Origin of the sequence: Corynebacterium sp. A21, assembly GCF_052266655.1 — a bacterium.
Taxonomy (GTDB): Bacteria; Actinomycetota; Actinomycetes; order Mycobacteriales; family Mycobacteriaceae; genus Corynebacterium.
Genome location: NZ_JBQPQY010000002.1, coordinates 110,562 through 131,851, shown reverse-complemented (window position 1 = coordinate 131,851; position 21,290 = coordinate 110,562). Strand labels below are relative to the sequence as shown.

The window sequence follows — 21,290 nt, the reverse complement described above, 5'->3', positions numbered from 1 at the left end:
CCTATCAGGCACCATGCCAGCGTGCCTCATCATCGAGCTGCTTCTTGTTCGACTGCACCGGCTCCCAGGCCACATGTCGGCGCGCCGGGCGGGCACTGATATCGCGGGAACGGTAGACCACATAGGGTCGGGTGACATAGCCGACCGGGGCGGAAAACGCGTGCACCAGCCGGGTGAAGGGCCACAGGGCCATCAGGCTGAAACCGGAGATGACGTGCACCTTGAACTGCCAGGGCACCTCGGCCATCAACTCGGGTTGGGCGTTGAAAATCAGCAGCTGGCGCAGCCAGGGGGAGATGGTCTCGCGGTAGTCATAGCCGTGGGGACCACCGAACAGCTGGAGTGAGATGGTGGCGATCGTACCCGAGAGAATCGCCGCGCTGAGGAAGAGGTACATCACCTTGTCCGAGCGGGAGGTGGCCAGGAACACCGAACGGTTGACGATGCGGCGGTAGAGCAGCCCCGCCAAACCCAGCACCACCGCAATCGCCGCCAGAGCACCAGGGTAGGTGGCGATGACATGGTAGAAGGCATCGCTGATCCCCACTGCCTGGGTCCAGGATTTTGGGATGGCCAACCCCATGAGGTGACCGACGATCACAAAGACCATGCCCCAGTGGAAGAGCGGAGAAGATAGTCGCAGCAGCCTGGATTCATAGATCTGGGAGGAATGGGTGGTCCAGCCGAATTGATCGCTCCGCCAGCGCCAGAACATACCGATGGCGAAGGCCGTGATACACAGCCAGGGAAACGCCACCCACAGGAAAATTTCATAGGAAGGCATGGTGCGGGACTCCTTTTAAGTGTGGTCCGGGAGGTGGGTCGGGAAGGGGAGCGGGGTGCCGATTCCCACCAGCTCGGCGGGCGGGCCGGAGCGGATCAGCTCCATATAGCTATCGGCAGTGGCCTGCTCGATCTTGGGAAGCCCCATGGTCAGCGCCACCACGAGGTGGGAGTAGGGGGAATCCACCTGCTGCAGTGCTGAACGAAGGACCTCGATACCGTCACGGTGGGCGGAGAGAATCTCGGTGGCACCGTGGTGGGCACCTTCATCGCCGGTGGCGGCGGCCTCCAGCACCACACCGAGATGGTCGGCCAGTTCCTCCCGGACGAACTCGAAGCCCAGGGCCTGCAGCTGCTGCCGGAAGGCCAGGATCGCCGCCCCGCGCTGCCGGGTATCGCCCACCGCGTAATAACTCAGGTTCAGTGAGCAGCGGCGCCGCTGGTCGAAGGTCTCCACGAAGTGGATCTGCAGACCGCGCAGCCCCAGGGCGCGGGTGCTCTCAAGGAACTTATTAAGCTCGGCGGCCACCCTCGGCGGCAGCCCGTCGATCTGCTTATCGACGACCGCGAGAATCTCGCGATGCCGTTCCTCGGGGTAGTCCAGCAGCAATGAGCCGATCATGAACAACGTGCGTCGCTGCGCCTCGTTCATCGGCACCGGTGGGGAGAAATTCTCCGGCAGGCGCCCGGTGAAGGTCCGTTTCATCACCGGTCACCTCGCTCGGGGAACATCGAGCTGGGCCGTTCATCCGGGCCCCAGGACAACAGGCTTACCACGCCAGCCTTAGTCGGATCTCCTGCCGTGGAGCCACAACCCTCATCAGAGCAGGCCGAGGGCGCGCCCATTCCCAGATCATTGAGCTGCACCATTGAGGCTGCCGGATCAACGTCACCGAAGGGGTCAAGACTGGCGATGCCGCGCGGGGTCTCCGGGGAGGCGGTGGGGATGACGTAGCGGTCATCGTATTTGGCGATGGCCAGCAAACGGTACATCTGCTGAATCTGGGTGCCGCTCATGCCGACGGCCCCGGCGATCTGCTCCCGGGGCTCATCTCCCAGGTTGATGTCCCGCATATAGGAGCGCATGGCCACCAGCCGTCGTAGCGACTTCTCCACCGGGACGGTATCGCCGGCGGTGAATAGTCCGGCCAGGTATTTCAGCGGGATTCGCATGGTGGACAGTGCAGTGAAGAGCACCTTATGGTCCTCGCCGTCATTGCCGGAGGCGGTGACGGTATCGACGATCGGGGACAGTGGCGGGATGTACCAGACCATCGGCAGCGTGCGGTACTCCGGGTGCAGCGGCAGCGCGACCTCATATTTGAAGATCAGGTCCCAGACCGGGGACTGTTGGGCGGCCTCAATCCAGGAGTGCGGGATGTTCTCCGCGATGGCGGCTTCCACCACCCGCGGATCATTCGGGTCGAGCAACAGCGATTTCTGGGCCTCGAGCAGATCCTGCGGGTCCTCGGTCGCGGCGGCCTCCGCGACCTTATCAGCGTCATAGAGAAGCACACCGAGGTAGCGCAACCGGCCGACACAGGTCTCAGAGCAGACGGTGGGCTGGCCAATTTCCAGCCGCGGGTAGCACAGGGTACATTTCTCGGCTTTGCCCGACTTATGGTTGAAATAGACCTTCTTGTAGGGGCAACCGGAGACACACATCCGCCAGCCTCGGCAATGATCCTGATCGACGAGCACGATGCCATCCTCAGCACGCTTGTACATCGCGCCCGAGGGACAGGATGAGACGCAGGTGGGGTTGAGACAGTGCTCGCAGATGCGCGGGAGATAGAACATGTAGGCATCCTCGATCTCCTTGGACACCGTCAGGTTCATCTGTTTGAGCACCGGATCATCATCGAGGGTCGTGGTGGAGCCACCGAGGTTGTCATCCCAGTTGGAGGACCACTCGATTTTGTCGATCGGCCGGCCGTCTATCTGGGAAATCGGGCGGGCGGTGGGCTGGGTCTTCTGTCCCTTCGGGGCGGAGAGCAACTTCTCATATTCATAGGACCAGGGCTCGTAGTAGTCCTCGATACCCGGGAGATTGGGATTATGGAAGATGGTGGCCAGCTTCTTCAACCGGCCACCGGCCTTTGGCTTGATCTTGCCGTTCGCGGTGCGGACCCAGCCGCCCTTCCATTTCTCCTGATCCTCCCAGCCTCGCGGATAACCCACACCGGGGCGGGTCTCTACATTGTTGAACCAGATGTACTCGGTGCCTTCGCGGTTGGTCCATGCCTGTTTACAGGTCACCGAGCAGGTGTGACACCCGATGCACTTATCCAGATTCATGACCATGGCGATCTGGGCCATAACCTTCATTAGTACTCAACCTCCTGGGCGCGGCGACGGATCCGGGTGACCTCATCGCGGTTGTTTCCGGTGGGACCGATGTAGTTGAAGCCGTAGGTCAGGTGCCCGTAGCCGCCGGCGACATGGAGCGGTTTGATCATGATCCGGGTCAGCGAGTTGTGGGTGCCGCCGCGGCGGCCGGTGTGCTCGTTGACCGGGGTTCCGGTGGTTCTTTCCTGGGCGTGGTTCATGAAAACCGTGCCCGCCGGGATACGGTGGCTGACAATCGCCCGGGCGGAGACGATGCCGTTGCGGTTGTGTGCCTCCACCCAGTCGTTATCGGCGATACCGAGCTTCTCGGCATCCTTGTTGGACATCCAGATCACCTGGCCACCCCGGGAGATGGACAACACATGCAGGTTGTCGTAGTACTGCGAGTGGATGGACCACTTATTGTGTGGGGTCAGGTAGCGCACCGTAACCTCCTGCTCACCCCGTTCACCGGTGACCAGCTCGCCGGGGCCGTTTTCACCATTGAGGTGCAGCCGGTCCAGCGGTGGGCGGAAGATCGGCAAGGCCTCGCCGTAGTCAATGAACCAGTCATGGTCGAGGTAGTAGTGCATCCGCCCCGAGAGCGTGTGCCAGGGCTTGTCATACTCAATGTTGATGGAGAAGGCGGTGTAGCGTCGCCCGTTCTTCTTCGAGCCACTCCACTCCGGGGAGGTGATCACCTCGGCGGGACGTTCCTTGACCATGTCCCAGTTGATGCGGGTGCCCACGGTGTCCTCGTAAAGATCCGACATATCTGCGCCCACGCGCCTGCCTTGGTTGGTGAAGCCCTCCTTGGAGACCTCACCATTGGACACGCCCGAAAGATGCAGGATCATCTCCGCCACCTTCGGGGCGGTGCTCAGATCCGGGCGCTCACCTGCAGAGATGGTTTCCGAGGTGCCGTTGATCAACTTCAGTTCCTCGACCTGTTTGGACACGTCGAAAGCTGTGCCATGGGTGCTGGTGCCCTTCGCTGCGGTCAGCGGACCCAGATGCATCCACTTCTCATAGACCTTGGTGTAGTCACGCTCCACCGGAATCAACTTGGCCATGGTCTTGCCGGGGATCAGGCCCTCCGCCGCGATATCCTGGACGATGCCGCTCGGCATGTTCAATTCATCAGGGGAGTCATGACCCAGCGGGGCAGCGATCACATCCTGTTGGGTTCCCAGCCAACGCTCGGCCAGCCGGGAGAAGGTCAACGAGAGATCCCGGAAGACCTCGAAGTCACTGCGGGCCTCCCACGGCGGGTTGATCGCCGCATTGAAGGAGTGGATGAAGGGGTGCATGTCCGTGGTCGAGAGATCGTGCTTCTCGTACCAGGTGGCCGCCGGCAGCACCAGATCAGAGACCAGGGTGGTCGAGGTGTTACGGAAGTCCGTGGTCAGCATCAGATCGAGCTTGCCCTCGGGGGCCTGATCCCGCCAGACGATGGATTCCGGCCGTTCCCCGGGACTGAGCTCGGTGGCGGTGTCATCGGAATCCACCCCGAGCATGTGACGCAGGAAGAATTCGGTGCCCTTGGCGGAGGAACCCAGCAGGTTGGTGCGCCAGTTCAACAGGATCTTTGTATGGTTTTCCGGGGCATCCGGATCCTCACAGGCGAACTGCATCCTGCCCTCACTCAACTCATCCACGATGTAGTCCGAGACCGAGACTCCCTGCTCCGCGGCCTCGGCGCTCAGCAGGAGGGGATTGCGGTTGAACTGCGGGAAGGAGGGCATCCAGCCACGCTTCATCGATTCGATCAGGGTGTCCGAGGTCATCTTATCGCCGACTGAACCCCGGCTGGCCAGCGGTGAGGCCAACCGGTCCGCCCGGGTGTTGTCATAGCGCCACTGATCGGTGAGCAGATAGAAGAAGCCGGTGGTGATCATCTGGCGCGCCGGGCGCTGCCAGTCCAGGGCGAAGGCGTACTGCGACCACCCATTCATCGGGCGCAACTTCTCCTGGCCGACATAATGGGCCCAACCACCGCCGTTGACACCCTGGGTGCCACACATCGAGGTTAGTGCCAGGAAGGTGCGGTAGATCGAGTCGGCGTGGAAGTAGTGGTTGACACCGGCACCCATGATGATCTGGGAGCGGCCCTTGGAATCCACCGCATTCTGGGCGAACTCCCGGCCAATGCGGATCGCGGCATTGGCCGGTACCCCGGTCAGTTCCTCCTGCCAAGCTGGGGTGCCCGGCACGGTGGCGTCATGGAAGTCACTCGGCCACTGGCCGGGAAGATCCAGCTCTTCACGGTTGACACCGTAATGGGCGAGCATGAGATCGAAGACGGTGGTCACCTTCTGGCCGTTGACCTCGCGGACCGGTACTCCACGATGGACCACCCCGGCACCGATGGGGCCGGCCACGCCAGCTACACCCGGGAGATCAAAGCGGGGGAAGAGCACCTCAGCGGTGGCCTGCGCGCCGGTCTCAGCGACCGACATGACCGGGTCGACCTCATCGAGCCGGAGGTTCCACCTGCCCTCACCTTCGGGGCCGTAACGGTCGGCCAAGGTGCCGCCGGGATCGACGACCGAGCCATCGGCCTGCATCACCAGCAGCCGGTGGGTGGCATGGGGGCTCTCAGCCAGTTCACCGTCACCGACGGTGGTGGCGGTGAGGAACTTCCCCGGGGTCCAGGTACCATCGCCGCGGTCCTCGAGTGCGACGAGGAAGGGGGAGTCGGTGTATTTACGCATGTAGTCCAGGAAGAAGGGGGTGGACTCACCCACGTGGAATTCCTTGAGGATGACATGCCCCATGGCGAAGGCCAGGGCACCATCGGTGCCGGGATTGATACGGAGCCATTCATCAGCGAACTTTGTGGAGTCGGCGAAGTCCGGGGAGACCACGACCACCTTGGTGCCCTTGTAGCGGGCCTCGACCATGAAGTGGGAGTCCGGGGTGCGGGTGACCGGGATATTTGAGCCCCACATCATCAGGTAGCTGGAGTTATACCAGTCCCCGGACTCCGGGACATCGGTCTGATCACCGAAGGTCTGCGGGCTGGCAGGAGGCAGGTCGGCGTACCAGTCATAGAAGGACAGGGCCACTCCGCCGATCAGCTGCAGGAATCGGGTTCCCGCGCCATAGGAGATCTGGGACATCGCCGGGATGACGGTGAATCCGGCAATCCGGTCGGGGCCGAACTCGCGGATGGTGTACACATGCGCGGCGGCGGCGATCTCGATGGCTTCCTCATAGGGAATGCGGATCAGACCACCTTTGCCACGCTGACTGACATAGTCCGCGCGCTTCTTCGGGGTCTCGACGATCTCCCGCCAGGCCAGCACCGGATCCCCGAGCTGCTGCTTGGCTTCGCGGTAGGCGTCGACCAGGGCGCCGCGGGCGTAGGGATAGCGGATCCGGGTGGGTGAGTAGGTGTACCAGGAGAAGGAGGCACCGCGGGGGCAGCCGCGGGGCTCATAGTCCGGCATCTCGGGACCGGTGGAGGGGTAGTCCACGGCCTGGGACTCCCAGGTGATCACGCCGTCTTTGACGTAGACCTTCCAGGAGCAGGAGCCGGTGCAGTTCACGCCGTGCGTGGACCGGACCATCTTGTCGAAGGACCAGCGGTTGCGGTAGAAGACATCCGCCTGACGGCCGCCCTGGAGGAAGATCTGCTGGCCCTGGCTTCCGGTGCTGCCGCGGCGCAGGTAAGTACCGAACCTGAAGAGCGGGTTCACCGAGTCCTTCTGGGTGCCGGACTGCGGGTGAGTCGTGGTCATGGGGATCCTAACGTCGAAGAGATGAGGGGGGACATAGCTTGTCGGGGCTGAGATGAGCTACCCCGGGTAAGGGGCGCCGGGGCGGGCGTAGAAGATCCACACCAGGACGGTGGCGAAGGCGAAGAAGACCACACAACCCCAGAAGAAGATGGTCGGGGCCATCAGGGAGAGCAGGATGCCCACGATGAAAGGGCCGAAGGCGGCGATGGCACCGGTCCAGCCGATCACTCCGCCGGACTGACGCTTGGGCAGGATCATCGGCATCTGCTTGAAGGTGCCGGCGTTACCCAGGCCGGTGAAGAAGAACATCACCAGCATTGATCCCATGAACCACCAGAATTCATCCGGGGATGAGGGGTTGAGGAAGAGGGCCGCCACCGCCGTGAAAATCGTCATGCCCACGCCGCCGATGAAGGTCCAGATCGCCCCGCCGAAGCGGTCGCAGAGCGGACCCCACAGGGCGCGGACCGCGGCGCCGATCATGGGGCCGAGGAAGGCGTAGGCGGCGCCGCGGGGCAGATCCTCCAGCGCGTAGGTTTCGGCGAAGGATGAGTTGGCGCCGAAGACATTGTTGATGATCAGGGCCAGCTGAGCGGCGAAGCCCGAGAAGGCACCGAAGGTCATCAGGTAGATGATGGTCAGGACCCAGGTGTTGAGATTGCCGAAGATGTCGATCTGTTGGCGAAAGTTGGCCTGGACCGGCACATCCTTGAGGTAGATCCAGGCGATAACCGCCATGACGATGGCCCAAGGAGCGAGCACGATGGCGGGGTTGTGTACGAAGATTTCATGCCCACCCGGTGCTCGCTGTGGGGCGAGGAAACCAATGCCCAGCAGGGTGAAACCCATCAGCCAGGGGGCGACCAGTTGGATGAAGGACATCCCGAAGTTGCCGAGGCCAGCCTGCAGTCCCAAGGTGGTACCGGCCATTCGCCGGGGGAAGAAGTAGCCGGTGGAGGGCATGAAACCGGAGAAGACACCGCCACCGATGCCGGAGATGAAGGCCAGGGTCATCAGCCACCAGTAGGGGGTGGAGGTGTCCTGGACAGCGAAAAACCAGCCAAGCATCGGGATGACGAAGAGCAGTGAGGAGAGCGAAACCAGTTTCCGGGTGCCCAGGATGGGCGGGAGAAACATGAAGAGCAGACGGAAGAGGCCGCAGGCAAGGCCCGGGATCGAGGTCAACCAGTAGAGCTGACTGGTGCTGAGATTGAACCCGATCTGATTGAGCATGGGGGCGATGGCTGAAACCAGATACCAGGTGGCGAACCCGATGAAAAGAATGGTTGTGGAGATCCACAGTGTCCGCCAGGAAATTTTGGCGTCCCAGGTGTCCTCGTTTTCGGGATCCCACCCGATAAGTACCCGGTCCTCGGTATTAAGGGATGTCACAGGTTCCACCTCATCTGAGAGAGTTTTCCATGGGAACTCATCTGCGCCAGCAGTTTCTTCTATTCTCCCTTGAATCTGACTGCCGATGAGCGTTCTGGTCCAGACTAATCGCCCTGACCTGCGCTGTCGACTTTTAAGACGATCTTTTCCGTATTTAAATAGGGCACACTAATGTTGTCGAAATTGTTGCTGCAGGTCATAGTGGGTGTTGCGCTGTGTCCCGCGACATGTGCTTGAATTATGAGGAATTCATATGGAAAATTGCGAGAGGAGTGATGTTGAGATGGAGAATCTTCAACACATCCGAGGGGCCGTCATTGTGGTCTCGGACCGTTGCGCCGAGAGCGGGCGGGAGGACACGTCCGGTCCTGCGGCCGTGGCTGCGTTGGCCCGTTTCGGGGTGGAGGTAGCGCGCGTTGTGGTGGTCCGGGAGGGGCTTCGCGAAGTCGCGGAGGAGTTGCGCGCCGCAGTGGATGCCGGGGCGCAGGTGATTCTCACTGTGGGTGGTACCGGCATCGGACCGCGTAATCTCACCCCGGAGGCCACCGCACCGCTCTTGGCGGTGGAGCTACCTGGGGTGGCCATGCAGATTCTGTTGGCGGGGCTGCAGTCCACCCCGCAGGCGGGCCTGTCCCGCGGACTGGTCGGACTGACGGGCCGGGGGCCCGGTGCTGCGGTGATCTGCAACGCCCCGAGTTCCCGCGGCGGGGTGGAGGACACGATCGGGGTGATCGGGCCGCTGCTGCCCAGACTGCTCGAGCGGGTTTAGCTCTCCGGCAGCTCGTAGTCGCCGAAGGCGGCGAGATCCTCGAGGGTGTCGTAGTCGCGCTCCTCGCCGGTTCCGGGCACCTCGACCGAGGTGCCCGCGGCGTCGATAAGCGCCATGGCTGGGCGATCTGAGGTCTCGCCAAGCTCATTGAGTGCCTGCCACAAGGCCTCGGTATTCCACACCGCGCACAGCGGTTGCAGATGCTCCTTATCCTCCCGGATCAGGGCGACAGCAGCCGTTGAATCATCCAGGGCCTCGGTGAGATCCGGGATCAGGTTGGCGGATTCCGGGGCATCGACCGCCAAGATCGCGGTCCGCTCGGCGGCTTCGGGGCGCAATTCATCCACCCCGGCGAAGATCGCCGCCACCGGTCCGGCGAAGGGCGGGTCCTCGGCAGTGACCTTCACCCCTGGGCGGACGCTGATGTCACGGGAAGAGACCACCACGACCTGTTGCAGGGCATCGAGGACAGAAACCTCGTCCAACAGCAGGTCAATCAGGCGTTCGCCGTTGACACTGACGGCAGCTTTATCGATGCCGCCCATCCGCTTGCCGCGGCCACCGGCCACGATGATGACATCCAGTCCAGGTACGGTACTCATGATTTCGGTAGCTCCCGGGTCCAGTCCCCGGAACGCCCGCCAGATTTAGCGGTGATTCCGCAGGTGCGAATATAGGCGGAACGGTCCACTCCCTTGACCATGTCAATGATATTCAGGGCGGCGACGGAGACTGCGGTCAGCGCCTCCATCTCCACGCCGGTGCGATCAGCGGTGCGCACAGTCGCCTCAACGGCTACGTGGTCCTCCTTGATCTCCAGTTCCACCGAACAGCCGTGGACCCCGATCGTGTGTGCCAGGGGCAGCAGCTCCGGTACTTTCTTCGCCGCGGAGATCCCGGCGATCCGGGCCACCGCCAGCACATCACCCTTGGGGACAGTGCCTTCACGCAGGGCGCGGAGGATATCCGGGGAGCAGGCGACTTCGCCTCGGGCGGTGGCACTGCGCACCGTCGGGCTCTTCTCGGTGACATCGACCATGTAGGCCGTGCCAGCCTCATTGAGGTGGGTAAATTTTGGTGCCGTCATACCCGCCCAGATTAGCGGAGAAGCAGGACCTGGATCGGCTCACCAGCCTGGGGGACAGGGAATTCAGGGGTGACCGCGGCTTCGGGTGGCTGCGGTGCCAGCACCACCAGACCATTGACCCCCGCGAGCGAAGCCACCCGGTGGCTGCCCTTTCCGCCTGGGGTGAAGGGCGTGGCCACGGCTTCGGACCGGGACCAGTCCAGCCGGACCGGCACCACCAGGGGGCGAGAACCTGGCATCGGGAAGGTCGCCCCGGCGCGGGCCTGGATCATGGGTCGGTCAAGGGGATCGGACTGTGGGGAATGGCCGGCCAGCAGCTGCAAGAGGGGAGTCAGGAAAAGATGGAAGGAGACGAAGACCGCCACCGGATTGCCGGGCAGGCAGACCAGCGGGGTGCCCCGCCAGAGGCCCAGCCCCTGGGGTTTTCCGGGCTGCATGTCCACCGGGCCGAACCACATCTCAGAGTCCTCGGCCGAGGGATCCTCGGCCACCTCACGCACCACATCAAAGGCCCCGGCGGAGACCCCACCGGTGGTGATCACCAGGTCTGAATCCTGGCTGGCCTGATCGAGCTGGAAACGGAATTGGGCGGCGGAATCCGCGACATGCCGGGTCGAGATCTCGGTGATTCCGGCTGCCCGAAGGAGTGCCGCCACCATCGGTAGGTTCGAGTCCGGCAGTTGGCCGGGGCCGGGAATCTCGCCTGCGGCCACTAACTCATCACCGCTGCTGATCACCGTCACCCGGGGCCGGGGATAGGCGGAAATCTCGCCGATACCGGTGGAGATCAGTGCAGCCAAGGTGCCTGGATCGATTAGGGAACCGGCGGTGGCAACCACCTCGCCGGCGGCGGTATCCTCGCCGCGACGTCGGATATGGGAACGGTTGTGATCACCGGCGGCGATGAGCACCCGTGAGGGGAGGGGGGCCGGGCCGCGCGGAATATCGCTGCTTTCCACCGGAACCACCCGCAGATCTACCGCTGGCGGCTCACCCACCGGAGCTCCCGTCATGATGCGCAGGACGCTCTCGGCTGGTAGTGCCAGGGCTTCAGCACCGGCGGGGACATCGCCGGCCACGGGCAACTCCCAGGGGCCGGTGCCGCTGAGGTCCCCGGCACGGACCAGGAATCCATCCACCGCGGAATTACTGAAGGGCGGTACCGGTAGTTCGGCGCGGGCATCCTCGGCGAGTACCAGTCCGGCGGCTCTGACGGGGGTGAACTGCTGGGGCTGGAGCTGTGGAACCAGTGCCTGGAGGGCAGTCAGGTGTTCGGTCATGCTGCGGGGGGTTGTGGTCATCGGTTTCAGCCTCCGATCGCGGACATCGGGCGGTCGGGCTGCAGGAACCCTGGGTCATCAATGCCATGGCCGGGGAGTTTTCCCCACATGGCGCTTGCCCAGGCGGTGGCGAGCTCGGTGTCCGTGGCCCCGGCCCGCATCATCTCCCGCAGGGGGGTTTCGGTGCGGGCGAACAGACAGTTGCGGATCGCGCCGTCGGTGGTCAACCGGGAGCGGTCGCAGTCCCCGCAGAAGGAATGGGTGACCGAGGCGATGACACCGAGGCGGCCGCCGGGGAACTCCGCGACGTCCCAGAGGGCGGCCGGTGCGGCACCCCGGGGTTCAACGGCGGGGCTCAGGGTGAATTCCGCCTGCAGCCGCGCGAGGATGTCGGCGGCGGTGACCATTTCACTGCGCCGCCACTGCTCCCGGGGGCCGAGCGGCATCTGCTCGATGAAGCGCAGTTGGGCACCACGTTCCAGGCAGTAGCGGGCGAGCGGCACAATATCGGCCTCATTGACCCCGGGCATCACCACGGCATTGATCTTGACCGGGCTGAGTCCGGAGGCGACCGCGGCATTGATACCTGCCAGCACATGCTTGAGTCGGTCGCGCCTGGTCAGCGCCTTATAGCGTTCGGCGTCGATGGTGTCCAGGGAAATGTTCACCCGGTTAAGGCCGGCCGCCTGGAGCTTCTCGACGTGCTTGTCCAGGCCCAGGCCGTTGGTGGTCAGTGCGGTCTGCACCGGCTCTCCCTCATCGGTGCGCAGCGCGGTGGTGAAGGCGATGATCTCCGCCAGTTCCTTGCGCAGCAGCGGCTCTCCGCCGGTGAAGCGGATCTGCCGGATTCCAAGCAGCTCGACGGCGATGCGGATCAGCCGGGTGACCTCTGGGGTGCTCAGGGTTTGCTCGGTGGGCAACCATTCCAATCCCTCGGCAGGCATGCAGTAGGTGCAGCGGAGGTTGCAGCGGTCGGTGAGGCTGACCCGGAGATCCCGGGCCACTCTTCCATATCGATCCGCCAGTACTCGGGTATCGCCTGGCCCGGCGGCGGGTAGGTCCGCAGGTGTGGGGATGTCCGCAGAGTGGTGCGGGGCGGTGGGCAGGAGGGTCAGGTGGGTGGTCATTGACTCCCAATCCTAGGAGGTTGCGGAATTATATCAAGGTACTGCGTTATCGTTCGCGATGGCGAGGCGGGGCAGCTATTTCTCGCCGGGGCCCTTGAGCTTGATGATGTCCAAGTCCCCGTTAGCCAGGTGTTTACGCAGATCCTTCTTGTCGAACTTGTCCACCGAGGTCTTGTCGATGTGCTGGACGAAAGCCCAGTACTCCGGGAGCATCCAGCTCGGCAGTTGACTACGCATCAGATCACGCAGTGCTTCCGCGGTGTGTCGGCCAGCCTCAATCTCATTGTGGAGCACCACCACCGCCAGAGGACGTTCACCCCATTTCTTATCGGGGTAACCGATGATCGCACATTCGACGACCTGGGGGGCATCCACGATCAGGTTCTCCAGCATCACCGAGTAGATCCACTCGCCACCGGAACGGATCACATCGCGGGCGCGGTCCTGCACGGTGAGGAAACCATCGGAGGTCACCGAACCGACATCGCCGGTGCGCAGCCACCCATCCGCGGTGAACTGGCTCTCTGCGGTCTCGACCTCCTTACCCCGGAAGATATGGGCGGCACCTTCCTCCAACTCAGTCGGAGACTGGTAGTAGGAGTCGGTGACCCAGTTTCCGCGCACCTGGATCTCACCTTGGTTACGGTCGGTGCGGGAGACCACCTGCCCGTCATTGACCACGCGGAACTCCACCGAGACCGGGAAACGGCCCTGGCTGATCCGGTAGGCCCACCGGTCTTCGCCGGAGACACCGGTTGGTGGGCGGGACACGGTGCCCACCGTAGACGTTTCCGTCATCCCCCAGACATGGATGACATCCACGCCATAGCGTTCCTCCCACAGTCGGATCAGGGTAGGCGGTGCGGGGGAGCCACCGACGAAGATCTCCGTCAGGGACATCCGCTCCGGAGGATTGTGCAGGTAGTGCAGCATCAGCTGGGTCCAAACGGTGGGAACGCCATGTGCCATGCGCGGGTGGGTGGTGGCGATCAGCTTGGCCAGATTCGGGGCGGAGACATTCGTTCCGGGGAACACCAGCGGGGCACCGGCCATGAATGCGGCGAAGGGCACCCCCCAGCTGAGGACATGATAAATCGGTACACAGCAGAGGAAGGAAGTTCCGTGGGTCACCGAGAGGGAATCATTGGAGCGCAATGACATCGACTGCAGATAGAGCGAACGGTGTGAGTAAACCACGCCCTTCGGGGCGCCGGTGGTGCCGGTGGAGTAGCAGATCGCGGCGGCGGTGTTCTCGTCGAGCACCGGCCAGTCGTAGTGGGTGGAGCGGCCGTCGAGAAGCGCTTCATAGGAATACACGGAGATGTGCGCCGGGAGGTGTTCAGCGAAGGCCCGGAAATCTCCCAGCCCGATGAAGACCACCGCCCGCACGGTGGGGCAGTCCTGCAGTACCCGCCCCAGTTGCTCGGCGAGACTGGGGTCGGCGATGATGACCTCATCCTCAGCATGGTTGATGATGTGTCTGATCTGGTCGTTCATCAACTGTTTGTTCAGGGGATTGAACACCGCGCCCATACTCGACACCGCGAACATCACCTCAAGATGCTCCGCACAGTTGAACATCAACGTGGCCACCCGCTGATCACCAACGATGCCCAGATCATCGTGGAGCGCATGAGCGAGCGCCGCCGCCCGGGAGCCGATGGTGGCGAAGTCGGTGACCTGCGGATCTCCGTCGAAATAGGTGGTCACTTTCGTGGCACCGTGGACGGTGGAGCCGTATTCGAGGACCCGGGAGATCAACAGCGGCAGATTCTGCATCGTGGAACGCATGCGGACCACTCTAGCCGCAGCACAACGGCCGAGGTTGGGCCGCCGGAACACACGCTGGAAGGGCCGGCCCGGATATCAGTGACGAACCGGTGGCCCCAAATTCCTCGGCAATGACCGACATGCGCTAAAGTATCGGGCAGATCGAATAAGGCACCTGTTCCGCCTCGGGCGAACAACCAGCACGTGTGGCCGACCCACCCCCAATATTTTGGGGTGCGATCCCCGGGTGCCGTCAATTCCTCGGTCTGCAGAAGCCGGAAGTCAAGCGCATTCCGAATCATATCTTTCTTTAGGGGCTCCGCGTCCTAGTCGACGCGGGTTGAAATCGCCTGCTTTAATCAGGCGGTCAGGTCCGTATCCACGACGTCGTGTGCCCCGGCAATTACACAGAAGAAAAGCTCCAGCCGTAAAATCGGTGGCTCCCATGTCAGGTGAGCCTCGCCCACGGCTGCTGAAGCGATGAAAGGACATCTGTGACCCAAACCGATAGCGCCGCGGCAACTGCCAGCGGCGAACAGCAGAACCTAGCCTCCCTACGACTGCCTGAACTGCGGAAGATCGCAGCAGACAAGGGCCTCAAGGGAGTGTCCGGACTGCGCAAGGGGGACCTGATTACTGTAATCCAGACCGGACAAGTGTCCGCTGCCGCCAAAAAGGAGGCTGCCGCTGAGGTGGCTCCGGCGGCTACTGCGGTGCCGCACACTGAAGCTGCGCCGAAGGGGGAAACTCCACAGGTCTCGGCTGCTGCGGCACCCGAGAGCGAGGGTCCGAAAACCGGCACCACCCGCCGTCGGGCCGTCAAGCGCACCACGACGAGGCCGGAGACTCCGCCTGCTGAGGGCAACGAGGCACCCGCCCAGGTTGAGGTTTCCCGTGCGGAACCGACCCTGCAGGAGTCGAGCCAGGATGATTCCGGGAATGAAGACCCCCAGAATCAGGATTCCGGCGATGATGATGGCCGTTATGAGTCCCGCTCCGCAGCACGCCGGGCACGTCGCAATCGGGCTCGACAGAGTCAGCGGGGGCGCGGCCACGAGGATTCCCATCAGGACGACCAGGATGCCGATCACTCCGGTTCCGGCCACGATGTGAATGAGCATTCCGATCACCGCGAGGACAATCGCAGAGAAGCGGAGCCCAGCCACGAGCAGCAGTCGGGGGCTGAGCGCGAGCCGAGTGGCCACCAGGGCAACCAGGATAACTCCCAGGATCGCCAGGTTAACGCTCCGTCCGCTCAGGATCACCGTCAGAACTCCCAGGGGGAGCAGGGCGGCGAGCAGCCGCACCGAGGCAGCCGCACCACCCGCAATGAGCGCGGCCACCGCAGCGACAACAACCGCAGCGACAACAACCGCAGCGACCGTGACCGCGATCAGCGCAGCGACCATAGCGAGCGGGATGAGCAGGACAACGACCGCGATCAGCGCAGTGACCGCAACGACCGCAGCGAGAACAACCGCGACCAGCGCGGCAACCGCAACGATCATAACGACCGGGACGAGCAGGACTCGGATCGCCGCGGCCGCCGGAACCGCCGTGGCCGCCGCACCCGCAATGACCGCGACAACCGTGGCGACAACCGCGACACTCGCAGCGATAACCGCAATGACCGCAGCGACAACCGCAGCGAGCGCCATGATCGTGGCCAGCAGCAGGACGATCACCAGCAGGACAACCTGCAGGATGTCGCCGGCATCCTGGACGTTTTGGACCAGAACACCGCGTTTGTCCGCACCACCGGCTATCACGCCTCCCCAGCGGATGTCTTCGTCCCGAACCAGCTGATCCGCAAGTTCGGTCTGCGCCGCGGTGACGCCGTGATCGGCCAGGTCAAGATGAACGGTGCCGCCCAGAGCAGCAATAGCCACCAGGGCGGCCGTGGCGGTAACCGGCAGAAGTACAACAGCCTGGTCCGGGTGGACAGTGTCAACGGTCTGACCATCGAGGAGACCCGTCACCGGTCTGACTTCGGCAAGCTGACCCCGCTGTACCCGAACCAGCGGCTGCGTCTGGAGACCGAGCAGAAGGTCCTCACCACCCGTGTGATCGACCTGATCATGCCCATCGGTAAGGGACAGCGTGCGCTGATCGTCTCCCCGCCGAAGGCCGGTAAGACCACCATCCTGCAGAACATCGCCAACGCGATCGCCACCAACAACCCCGAGTGCTACCTGATGGTCGTCCTGGTGGACGAGCGTCCCGAGGAAGTCACTGATATGCAGCGCTCGGTCAAGGGTGAGGTCATCGCCTCCACCTTCGACCGCCCGCCGGGAGAGCACACCGCCGTGGCCGAGTTGGCCATCGAGCGGGCGAAGCGCCTGGTGGAACAGGGTAAGGACGTGGTGGTCCTGCTGGACTCGATCACCCGTCTGGGCCGTGCCTATAACAACTCCTCGCCGGCTTCCGGCCGCATCCTCTCCGGTGGTGTGGACTCGAACGCGCTCTACCCACCGAAGCGTTTCCTGGGTGCCGCCCGCAACATTGAGAACGGTGGTTCTTTGACGATCATCGCCACCGCGATGGTGGAGACCGGTTCCGCCGGTGACACCGTGATCTTCGAGGAGTTCAAGGGCACCGGTAACGCGGAGCTGAAGCTGGACCGTAAGATCTCCGAGCGTCGGGTTTTCCCGGCCGTGGATGTCAACCCCTCCGGTACTCGTAAGGATGAGCTGTTGCTGCAGCCGGACGAGGCTCGCATCATGCACAAGCTGCGGCGTATCCTTTCTGCATTGGATAACCAGCAGGCCATCGATCTGCTGATCAAGCAGCTCAAGAAGACGAAGTCCAATGGCGAGTTTCTGCTGCAGGTCGCCTCGAGCGCCCCGATGGCCGCGGACAAGGAAGATGAGGACTATTCCTGATTATGAGTTCACAGGTATCAGCAGTAGATGACATTCTGGCCGAGTACCAGGGCCTGGAGGCTCAGCTGGCCGACCCGGAGTTGCACAATGATCTCGCTGCCGCGCGCCGCGTGGGTAAGCGCTACTCCGAGCTGCAGCCGATCATCAATGTCCATACTGAGCTGACCCAGGTCACCGAGGACCTGGCGGATGCCCGGGAAATGGCGCACGAGGATCACGATTTCCAGGCTGAGGTGGAGCGACTTGTCGCCGCTCACCTGGAACTCGAGGAGAAGCTGGCGGACTTGCTGGCGCCGCGTGATCCGCAGGATGGCGATGACATCATCATGGAGGTCAAGGCCGGTGCCGGTGGCGAAGAGGCGGCGCTCTTCGCTGGTGAGCTGTTGCGCATGTACCAGCGTTATGCCGAGAAGCACGGTTTTGCCACTGAGATGCTGGGGCTCTCTGAGTCCGATCTCGGTGGTGTCAAGGATGCGACCTTGTCTATCCGGGCGAAGAAGCCCGGTCGTGATGGCGCCTGGGCTGCCTTCAAATTCGAGGGCGGGGTCCACCGTGTGCAGCGCGTGCCCGTCACCGAGTCCCAGGGCCGTATCCAGACCTCGGCCGCTGGCGTGCTGGTGTACCCGGAGCCGGATGAGGTCGAAGCGGTGGAGATCGATGAGAAGGAACTCCGCGTCGATGTCTACCGCTCCTCCGGTAAGGGTGGTCAGGGTGTGAACACCACTGACTCCGCTGTTCGACTGACCCACCTGCCCACCGGCATCGTGGTCACCTGTCAGAAGGAACGTTCACAGATCCAGAACAAGGCCCGTGCCATGCAGGTGCTGGCCGCCCGCCTGGAGCAGCTGAACAAGGAGAAGGCGGATGCCGAGGCTGCTGAGCAGCGCGGCACCCAGGTCCGCACCATGGACCGCTCCGAGCGGATCCGGACCTATAACTGGCCCGAGAACCGCATCAGTGATCACCGCATCGGTTTCAAGGCCAATAACCTCGATTCCGTGCTCAACGGCGAGCTCGATGATCTCTTCGCCGCTCTCAAGGCGGCGGAGCGCGCCGAACGACTCGAGGCGGAGTAGAGCTACGGTGCGAACCCTCTCTGAGGCGTTGGTCGAGGCCACCGCAGTGCTTATCGACGCCGCGGTGCCCTCACCCGGCAATGATGCCCGGCTGATCGCCGGGCATCTCCTGGACGTCGATAAGCTGCAGCTTTTCCTGCGCGGCGATGGCCCGGTGCCGGCGGGCTTCGATGAGATGGTGGCCCGCCGCGCCACCCGGGAGCCGCTCCAGTACATCCTGGGGGTGGCACCCTTCGGGCCGCTGGACCTCAAGGTCGGACCCGGGGTGTTCATTCCGCGGCCGGAGACTGAAGTGCTGGCGGACTGGTCGGTCAAGTCTCTGAACGGGATTTCGGCACCTCGGGTGGTGGATCTGTGTACCGGTTCCGGGGCACTGGCCGCCTACCTGGCGCATGAACGTACCGACGCCGAGATCGCGGCCGTCGAGAAGTCCCCCGAGGCGGCGGCCTTCGCCCGGCTCAATCTGCCGGCGCAGGTGCAGCTGATCCTAGGGGACGCCACCTCGCCGGAACTGTTGGCGGAGTGGAATGACAGCTGCGATCTCGTGGTCTCGAACCCGCCCTATGTCCCGGAAACCCCAGACCTGGATCCGGAGGTCTACCAGGATCCCCATGAGGCGGTCTTCGCGGGTGCGGACGGCATGTCGGTGATCAATGAGATGGTCGACCAGATCCACCGGTTGCTCCGGCGCGGGGGAGTGACCGGTATCGAACACGATGATGCCACCTCCGAGCTGGTGCAGCAGGTCCTGCGCTCCCACGGCGGCTTCGCCGAGGTGGCACCGTTGTCCGACCTGACTGGCAGGGCACGCTTCGTCACGGCGAGTAAGGTGTGACAATGATTCAACAGCGGAAGTCGACGGGAGCAGGCAAGTGAGCAAGATCTATCAGTGCGGAGATGACGAGCGCCGTGCGGCCGGTGTCGCTGCGGCGGTTGAGGCCGTCAAGGGCGGACGCCTGGTGGTACTGCCGACCGACACCCTCTACGGGCTCGGTTGCGATGCCTTCGACAATGACGCCGTGGCCAGCCTCCTGGCCACCAAGCGCCGCGGACCGGACATGCCGGTGCCGGTGCTCGTGGGCAGCTGGGACACCATCCAGGGCCTGGTCCGGGAGTACAGCCCCCAGGCCAAGGCACTGGTGGAGGCCTTCTGGCCGGGTGGCCTGTCCATCGTCGTCCCCCAGGCCCCCAGCCTGCCCTGGAACCTCGGCGATACCCGCGGCACCGTGATGCTGCGCATGCCGCTGCACCCGGTGGCCATCGAATTGCTGCGGCAGACCGGCCCGATGGCCGTCTCCAGCGCCAATATCTCCGGCCAGCAACCGCCGACCACCGCCGTCCACGCCAAACAGCAGCTCGGCGCCGCGGTCGCCGTCTACCTCGACGGCGGTGTGACGGCCATCGGTGAGCCCTCCTCCATCGTCGATCTCTCCGGGCCGGTGCCGCATATTCTGCGGGAGGGTGCCATCGCCGCCGAGCGCATCGCTGAGGTGCTCGGCATAGACGCCGAGACCCTGCGGGGCGCCCGTTAGATGGGTCTCGGAGTAGCCGGGGTACCACTGCGCGAACTCGGCCTCGTACTCCTGGTAGCGGCGGTAATCACCTATCTGCTCACCGGAGTGGTGCGTTCCCTGATGGTGCGCTCCGGCCGGATCGCTGAGATCCGCCAGCGCGACGTGCACACCCAGCCGACCCCGCGGATGGGCGGATTGGCGATGTACTCCGGCTTCTTGGCCGCGGTCTTCCTGGCCAGCCAGCTGCCAGCACTGACCCGCGGCTTCATGCCGGTGACCCCCGAGATGTTGGCGGTGATCTGGTCCGGATTCATCATCGTCATGGTGGGGGTGATCGATGACCTCTATGAACTGGATGCGATCACCAAGCTGATCGGCCAGATCCTGGGCTCGGTGGTGATGAGCCTGTTGGGTCTGTCCTGGACGCTGCTCTACCTGCCGGTCGGCGATGGCACCACCGTGGTCCTCGACCAGGTCCAGTCCACCATCGTGACGGCACTGTTCACGGTGGCCCTGATCAACGCCGTCAACTTCGTCGACGGCCTCGACGGCCTGGCGGCGGGCCTCGGCATGATCGCCGGCCTGGCCATCCTGGTCTTCTCCCTGACCGTGCTCTATGACCAGGGCGGAGCGGTCTCCGCCTATCCGCCCGCGATCATCTCCGCGGGCCTGGTGGGAATCTGCCTGGGATTTCTGCCCCACAACTTCGAACCCTCCCGCATCTTCATGGGGGACTCCGGTTCCATGCTGATCGGCCTGTTGCTCGCCGCGGCCTCCACCTCGGCCTCCGGCAAGATCACCATGAGCCTCTATGGCACCGCCGACATGGTGGCCCTGATGTCGCCGATCATCGTGGTGCTGGCCGCGATCTTCGTGCCGATGCTCGACCTGATCATGGCGGTCTTCCGCCGGCTCTCCAAGGGACAGTCACCCTTCGCCGCAGACAAGATGCACCTGCATCACCGCCTGCTCGGCATGGGACACTCCCACCGCAAGGTCGTCCTGGTGCTCTACCTCTGGGTCTCCGTGGTGGCACTCGGCGCGGTGTCCTTCTCGATCTTCCCCGCCAGCTGGGCGTTGACCGGCTGTCTGGTGGCGATTCTGGTCGCCCTGCTGTTCACCTTCGTGCCGGTCATACGCAGGGGTAGGGGCAGGCACCGTCCGAACCGGGCCTGAACGCTGCCCGATGATTGGTTGGCGGTGTCCGGAAAAGGTAGGATTCCACCCTGTGAGCACCCCCAAGGACAGCATTCCCGTAGAACTCGACGCCGATGGTTTCGTCATTCAGCCAGCACCGGCAGGTGATGTCACCCCGCCCTCAGCTTTCAGGGAGTCCGTTTTGCCTGCCCCCGCCGAGCCGCGTGAAGCCCCAGTGCCGAGCGCAGTGTCAGCGGAGGTTCCAGAAGTGGCAGCGGTCTCGGCTGAATCCGCTGAACCCACAGCGGCAGCGACCCCCGGAACCCCTGAAGTGGCCGAGGTCTCCAAGGCTTCCGAGGTCTCCGAAGGTGAGACCGCCGAGCTCTCGGAGTTCGATGATCC

The 21,290-nt window shown here is 63.7% G+C and carries 16 protein-coding genes; 6 read left to right on the top strand and 10 right to left on the bottom strand.

What is annotated here, in order from left to right; all coding sequences use genetic code 11:
- Positions 1-4: 4 nt before the first annotated feature.
- The 5 genes from narI to ACTU46_RS04735 are packed head-to-tail and all read right to left on the bottom strand — an operon-like array spanning position 5 to position 8,246.
- Positions 5-784 carry a respiratory nitrate reductase subunit gamma gene (gene narI, locus ACTU46_RS04755; RefSeq protein ID WP_443379791.1) on the bottom strand — a complete coding sequence of 260 codons (780 nt, stop codon included), beginning with the start codon at positions 782-784 and terminating at the stop codon, positions 5-7.
- 15 nt (positions 785-799) lie between these two features.
- The gene (gene narJ / locus ACTU46_RS04750) at positions 800-1,489 is read right to left on the bottom strand and encodes a nitrate reductase molybdenum cofactor assembly chaperone (RefSeq protein ID WP_443379789.1); all 690 of its coding nucleotides are present in this window, start codon (positions 1,487-1,489) and stop codon (positions 800-802) included.
- A complete protein-coding gene (gene narH / locus ACTU46_RS04745) occupies positions 1,489-3,111 on the bottom strand; it encodes a nitrate reductase subunit beta (protein WP_443379787.1) in 1,623 nt (540 codons plus the stop codon). The genes narJ and narH overlap by 1 nt, the downstream gene beginning before the upstream one ends.
- Entirely contained in the window at positions 3,111-6,854 is a 3,744-nt protein-coding gene (locus ACTU46_RS04740; protein WP_443379784.1) for a nitrate reductase subunit alpha, read from the bottom strand. Before ACTU46_RS04740 ends, narH begins: the two co-directional genes overlap by 1 nt.
- 57 nt (positions 6,855-6,911) lie before the next feature.
- The gene (locus ACTU46_RS04735) at positions 6,912-8,246 is read right to left on the bottom strand and encodes a nitrate/nitrite transporter (protein ID WP_443379781.1); all 1,335 of its coding nucleotides are present in this window, start codon (positions 8,244-8,246) and stop codon (positions 6,912-6,914) included.
- 283 nt (positions 8,247-8,529) lie between these two features.
- On the opposite strand from ACTU46_RS04735, the gene ACTU46_RS04730 reads away from it, so the two are divergent.
- Complete coding sequence (locus tag ACTU46_RS04730; protein ID WP_443379779.1) at positions 8,530-9,015, top strand: molybdopterin-binding protein; 486 nt, start codon at positions 8,530-8,532, stop codon at positions 9,013-9,015.
- Here ACTU46_RS04730 and mobA read toward each other — a convergent pair.
- The 5 genes from mobA to ACTU46_RS04705 form a co-directional block, all read right to left on the bottom strand.
- Positions 9,012-9,617 (bottom strand): molybdenum cofactor guanylyltransferase, encoded by a 606-nt coding sequence (gene mobA / locus ACTU46_RS04725; protein WP_443379776.1) that lies wholly within the window; start codon positions 9,615-9,617, stop codon positions 9,012-9,014. The two genes, ACTU46_RS04730 and mobA, sit on opposite strands and share 4 nt — an antisense overlap.
- Positions 9,614-10,102, bottom strand: coding sequence for a cyclic pyranopterin monophosphate synthase MoaC (moaC, locus tag ACTU46_RS04720; RefSeq protein ID WP_443379773.1), 489 nt, complete (start codon positions 10,100-10,102; stop codon positions 9,614-9,616). Before moaC ends, mobA begins: the two co-directional genes overlap by 4 nt.
- Before the next feature lie 11 nt (positions 10,103-10,113).
- Positions 10,114-11,403, bottom strand: coding sequence for a molybdopterin molybdotransferase MoeA (locus tag ACTU46_RS04715; RefSeq protein ID WP_443379770.1), 1,290 nt, complete (start codon positions 11,401-11,403; stop codon positions 10,114-10,116).
- A 5-nt stretch (positions 11,404-11,408) separates the two neighbouring features.
- A complete protein-coding gene (moaA, locus tag ACTU46_RS04710) occupies positions 11,409-12,509 on the bottom strand; it encodes a GTP 3',8-cyclase MoaA (RefSeq protein WP_443379768.1) in 1,101 nt (366 codons plus the stop codon).
- A 75-nt stretch (positions 12,510-12,584) separates the two neighbouring features.
- Entirely contained in the window at positions 12,585-14,300 is a 1,716-nt protein-coding gene (locus ACTU46_RS04705; protein ID WP_443379766.1) for a long-chain fatty-acid--CoA ligase, read from the bottom strand.
- Between the two features lie 473 nt (positions 14,301-14,773).
- Here ACTU46_RS04705 and rho point away from each other — a divergent pair, with 473 nt between their 5' ends.
- Genes rho through ACTU46_RS04680 form a run of 5 tightly spaced genes read left to right on the top strand, consistent with a single transcriptional unit; the run spans position 14,774 to position 20,927 of the window.
- Positions 14,774-17,161, top strand: coding sequence for a transcription termination factor Rho (gene rho / locus ACTU46_RS04700; protein ID WP_443379763.1), 2,388 nt, complete (start codon positions 14,774-14,776; stop codon positions 17,159-17,161).
- Positions 17,162-17,163: 2 nt separating this feature from the next.
- On the top strand, positions 17,164-18,237 hold the full coding sequence (gene prfA / locus ACTU46_RS04695) for a peptide chain release factor 1 (protein ID WP_443379761.1): 1,074 nt from the start codon (positions 17,164-17,166) through the stop codon (positions 18,235-18,237).
- A gap of 7 nt (positions 18,238-18,244) precedes the next feature.
- Entirely contained in the window at positions 18,245-19,072 is an 828-nt protein-coding gene (gene prmC / locus ACTU46_RS04690) for a peptide chain release factor N(5)-glutamine methyltransferase (protein ID WP_443379759.1), read from the top strand.
- A gap of 37 nt (positions 19,073-19,109) precedes the next feature.
- Entirely contained in the window at positions 19,110-19,769 is a 660-nt protein-coding gene (locus tag ACTU46_RS04685) for an L-threonylcarbamoyladenylate synthase (RefSeq protein WP_443379756.1), read from the top strand.
- Positions 19,770-20,927 carry a glycosyltransferase family 4 protein gene (locus ACTU46_RS04680; RefSeq protein WP_443379753.1) on the top strand — a complete coding sequence of 386 codons (1,158 nt, stop codon included), beginning with the start codon at positions 19,770-19,772 and terminating at the stop codon, positions 20,925-20,927.
- Positions 20,928-21,290: the final 363 nt, after the last annotated feature.

Coding starts and splice junctions, on each gene's coding strand:
- ACTU46_RS04730 (WP_443379779.1), top strand. CDS start 8,530: ATGGAGAATCTTCAACACATCCGAGGGGCCGTCATTGTGGTCTCGGAC.
- ACTU46_RS04740 (WP_443379784.1), bottom strand. CDS start 6,854: ATGACCACGACTCACCCGCAGTCCGGCACCCAGAAGGACTCGGTGAAC.
- moaA (WP_443379768.1), bottom strand. CDS start 12,509: ATGACCACCCACCTGACCCTCCTGCCCACCGCCCCGCACCACTCTGCG.
- narI (WP_443379791.1), bottom strand. CDS start 784: ATGCCTTCCTATGAAATTTTCCTGTGGGTGGCGTTTCCCTGGCTGTGT.
- narJ (WP_443379789.1), bottom strand. CDS start 1,489: ATGAAACGGACCTTCACCGGGCGCCTGCCGGAGAATTTCTCCCCACCG.
- narH (WP_443379787.1), bottom strand. CDS start 3,111: ATGAAGGTTATGGCCCAGATCGCCATGGTCATGAATCTGGATAAGTGC.
- ACTU46_RS04680 (WP_443379753.1), top strand. CDS start 19,770: ATGGGTCTCGGAGTAGCCGGGGTACCACTGCGCGAACTCGGCCTCGTA.
- moaC (WP_443379773.1), bottom strand. CDS start 10,102: ATGACGGCACCAAAATTTACCCACCTCAATGAGGCTGGCACGGCCTAC.
- mobA (WP_443379776.1), bottom strand. CDS start 9,617: ATGAGTACCGTACCTGGACTGGATGTCATCATCGTGGCCGGTGGCCGC.
- ACTU46_RS04705 (WP_443379766.1), bottom strand. CDS start 14,300: ATGCGTTCCACGATGCAGAATCTGCCGCTGTTGATCTCCCGGGTCCTC.
- ACTU46_RS04715 (WP_443379770.1), bottom strand. CDS start 11,403: ATGACCACAACCCCCCGCAGCATGACCGAACACCTGACTGCCCTCCAG.
- prfA (WP_443379761.1), top strand. CDS start 17,164: ATGAGTTCACAGGTATCAGCAGTAGATGACATTCTGGCCGAGTACCAG.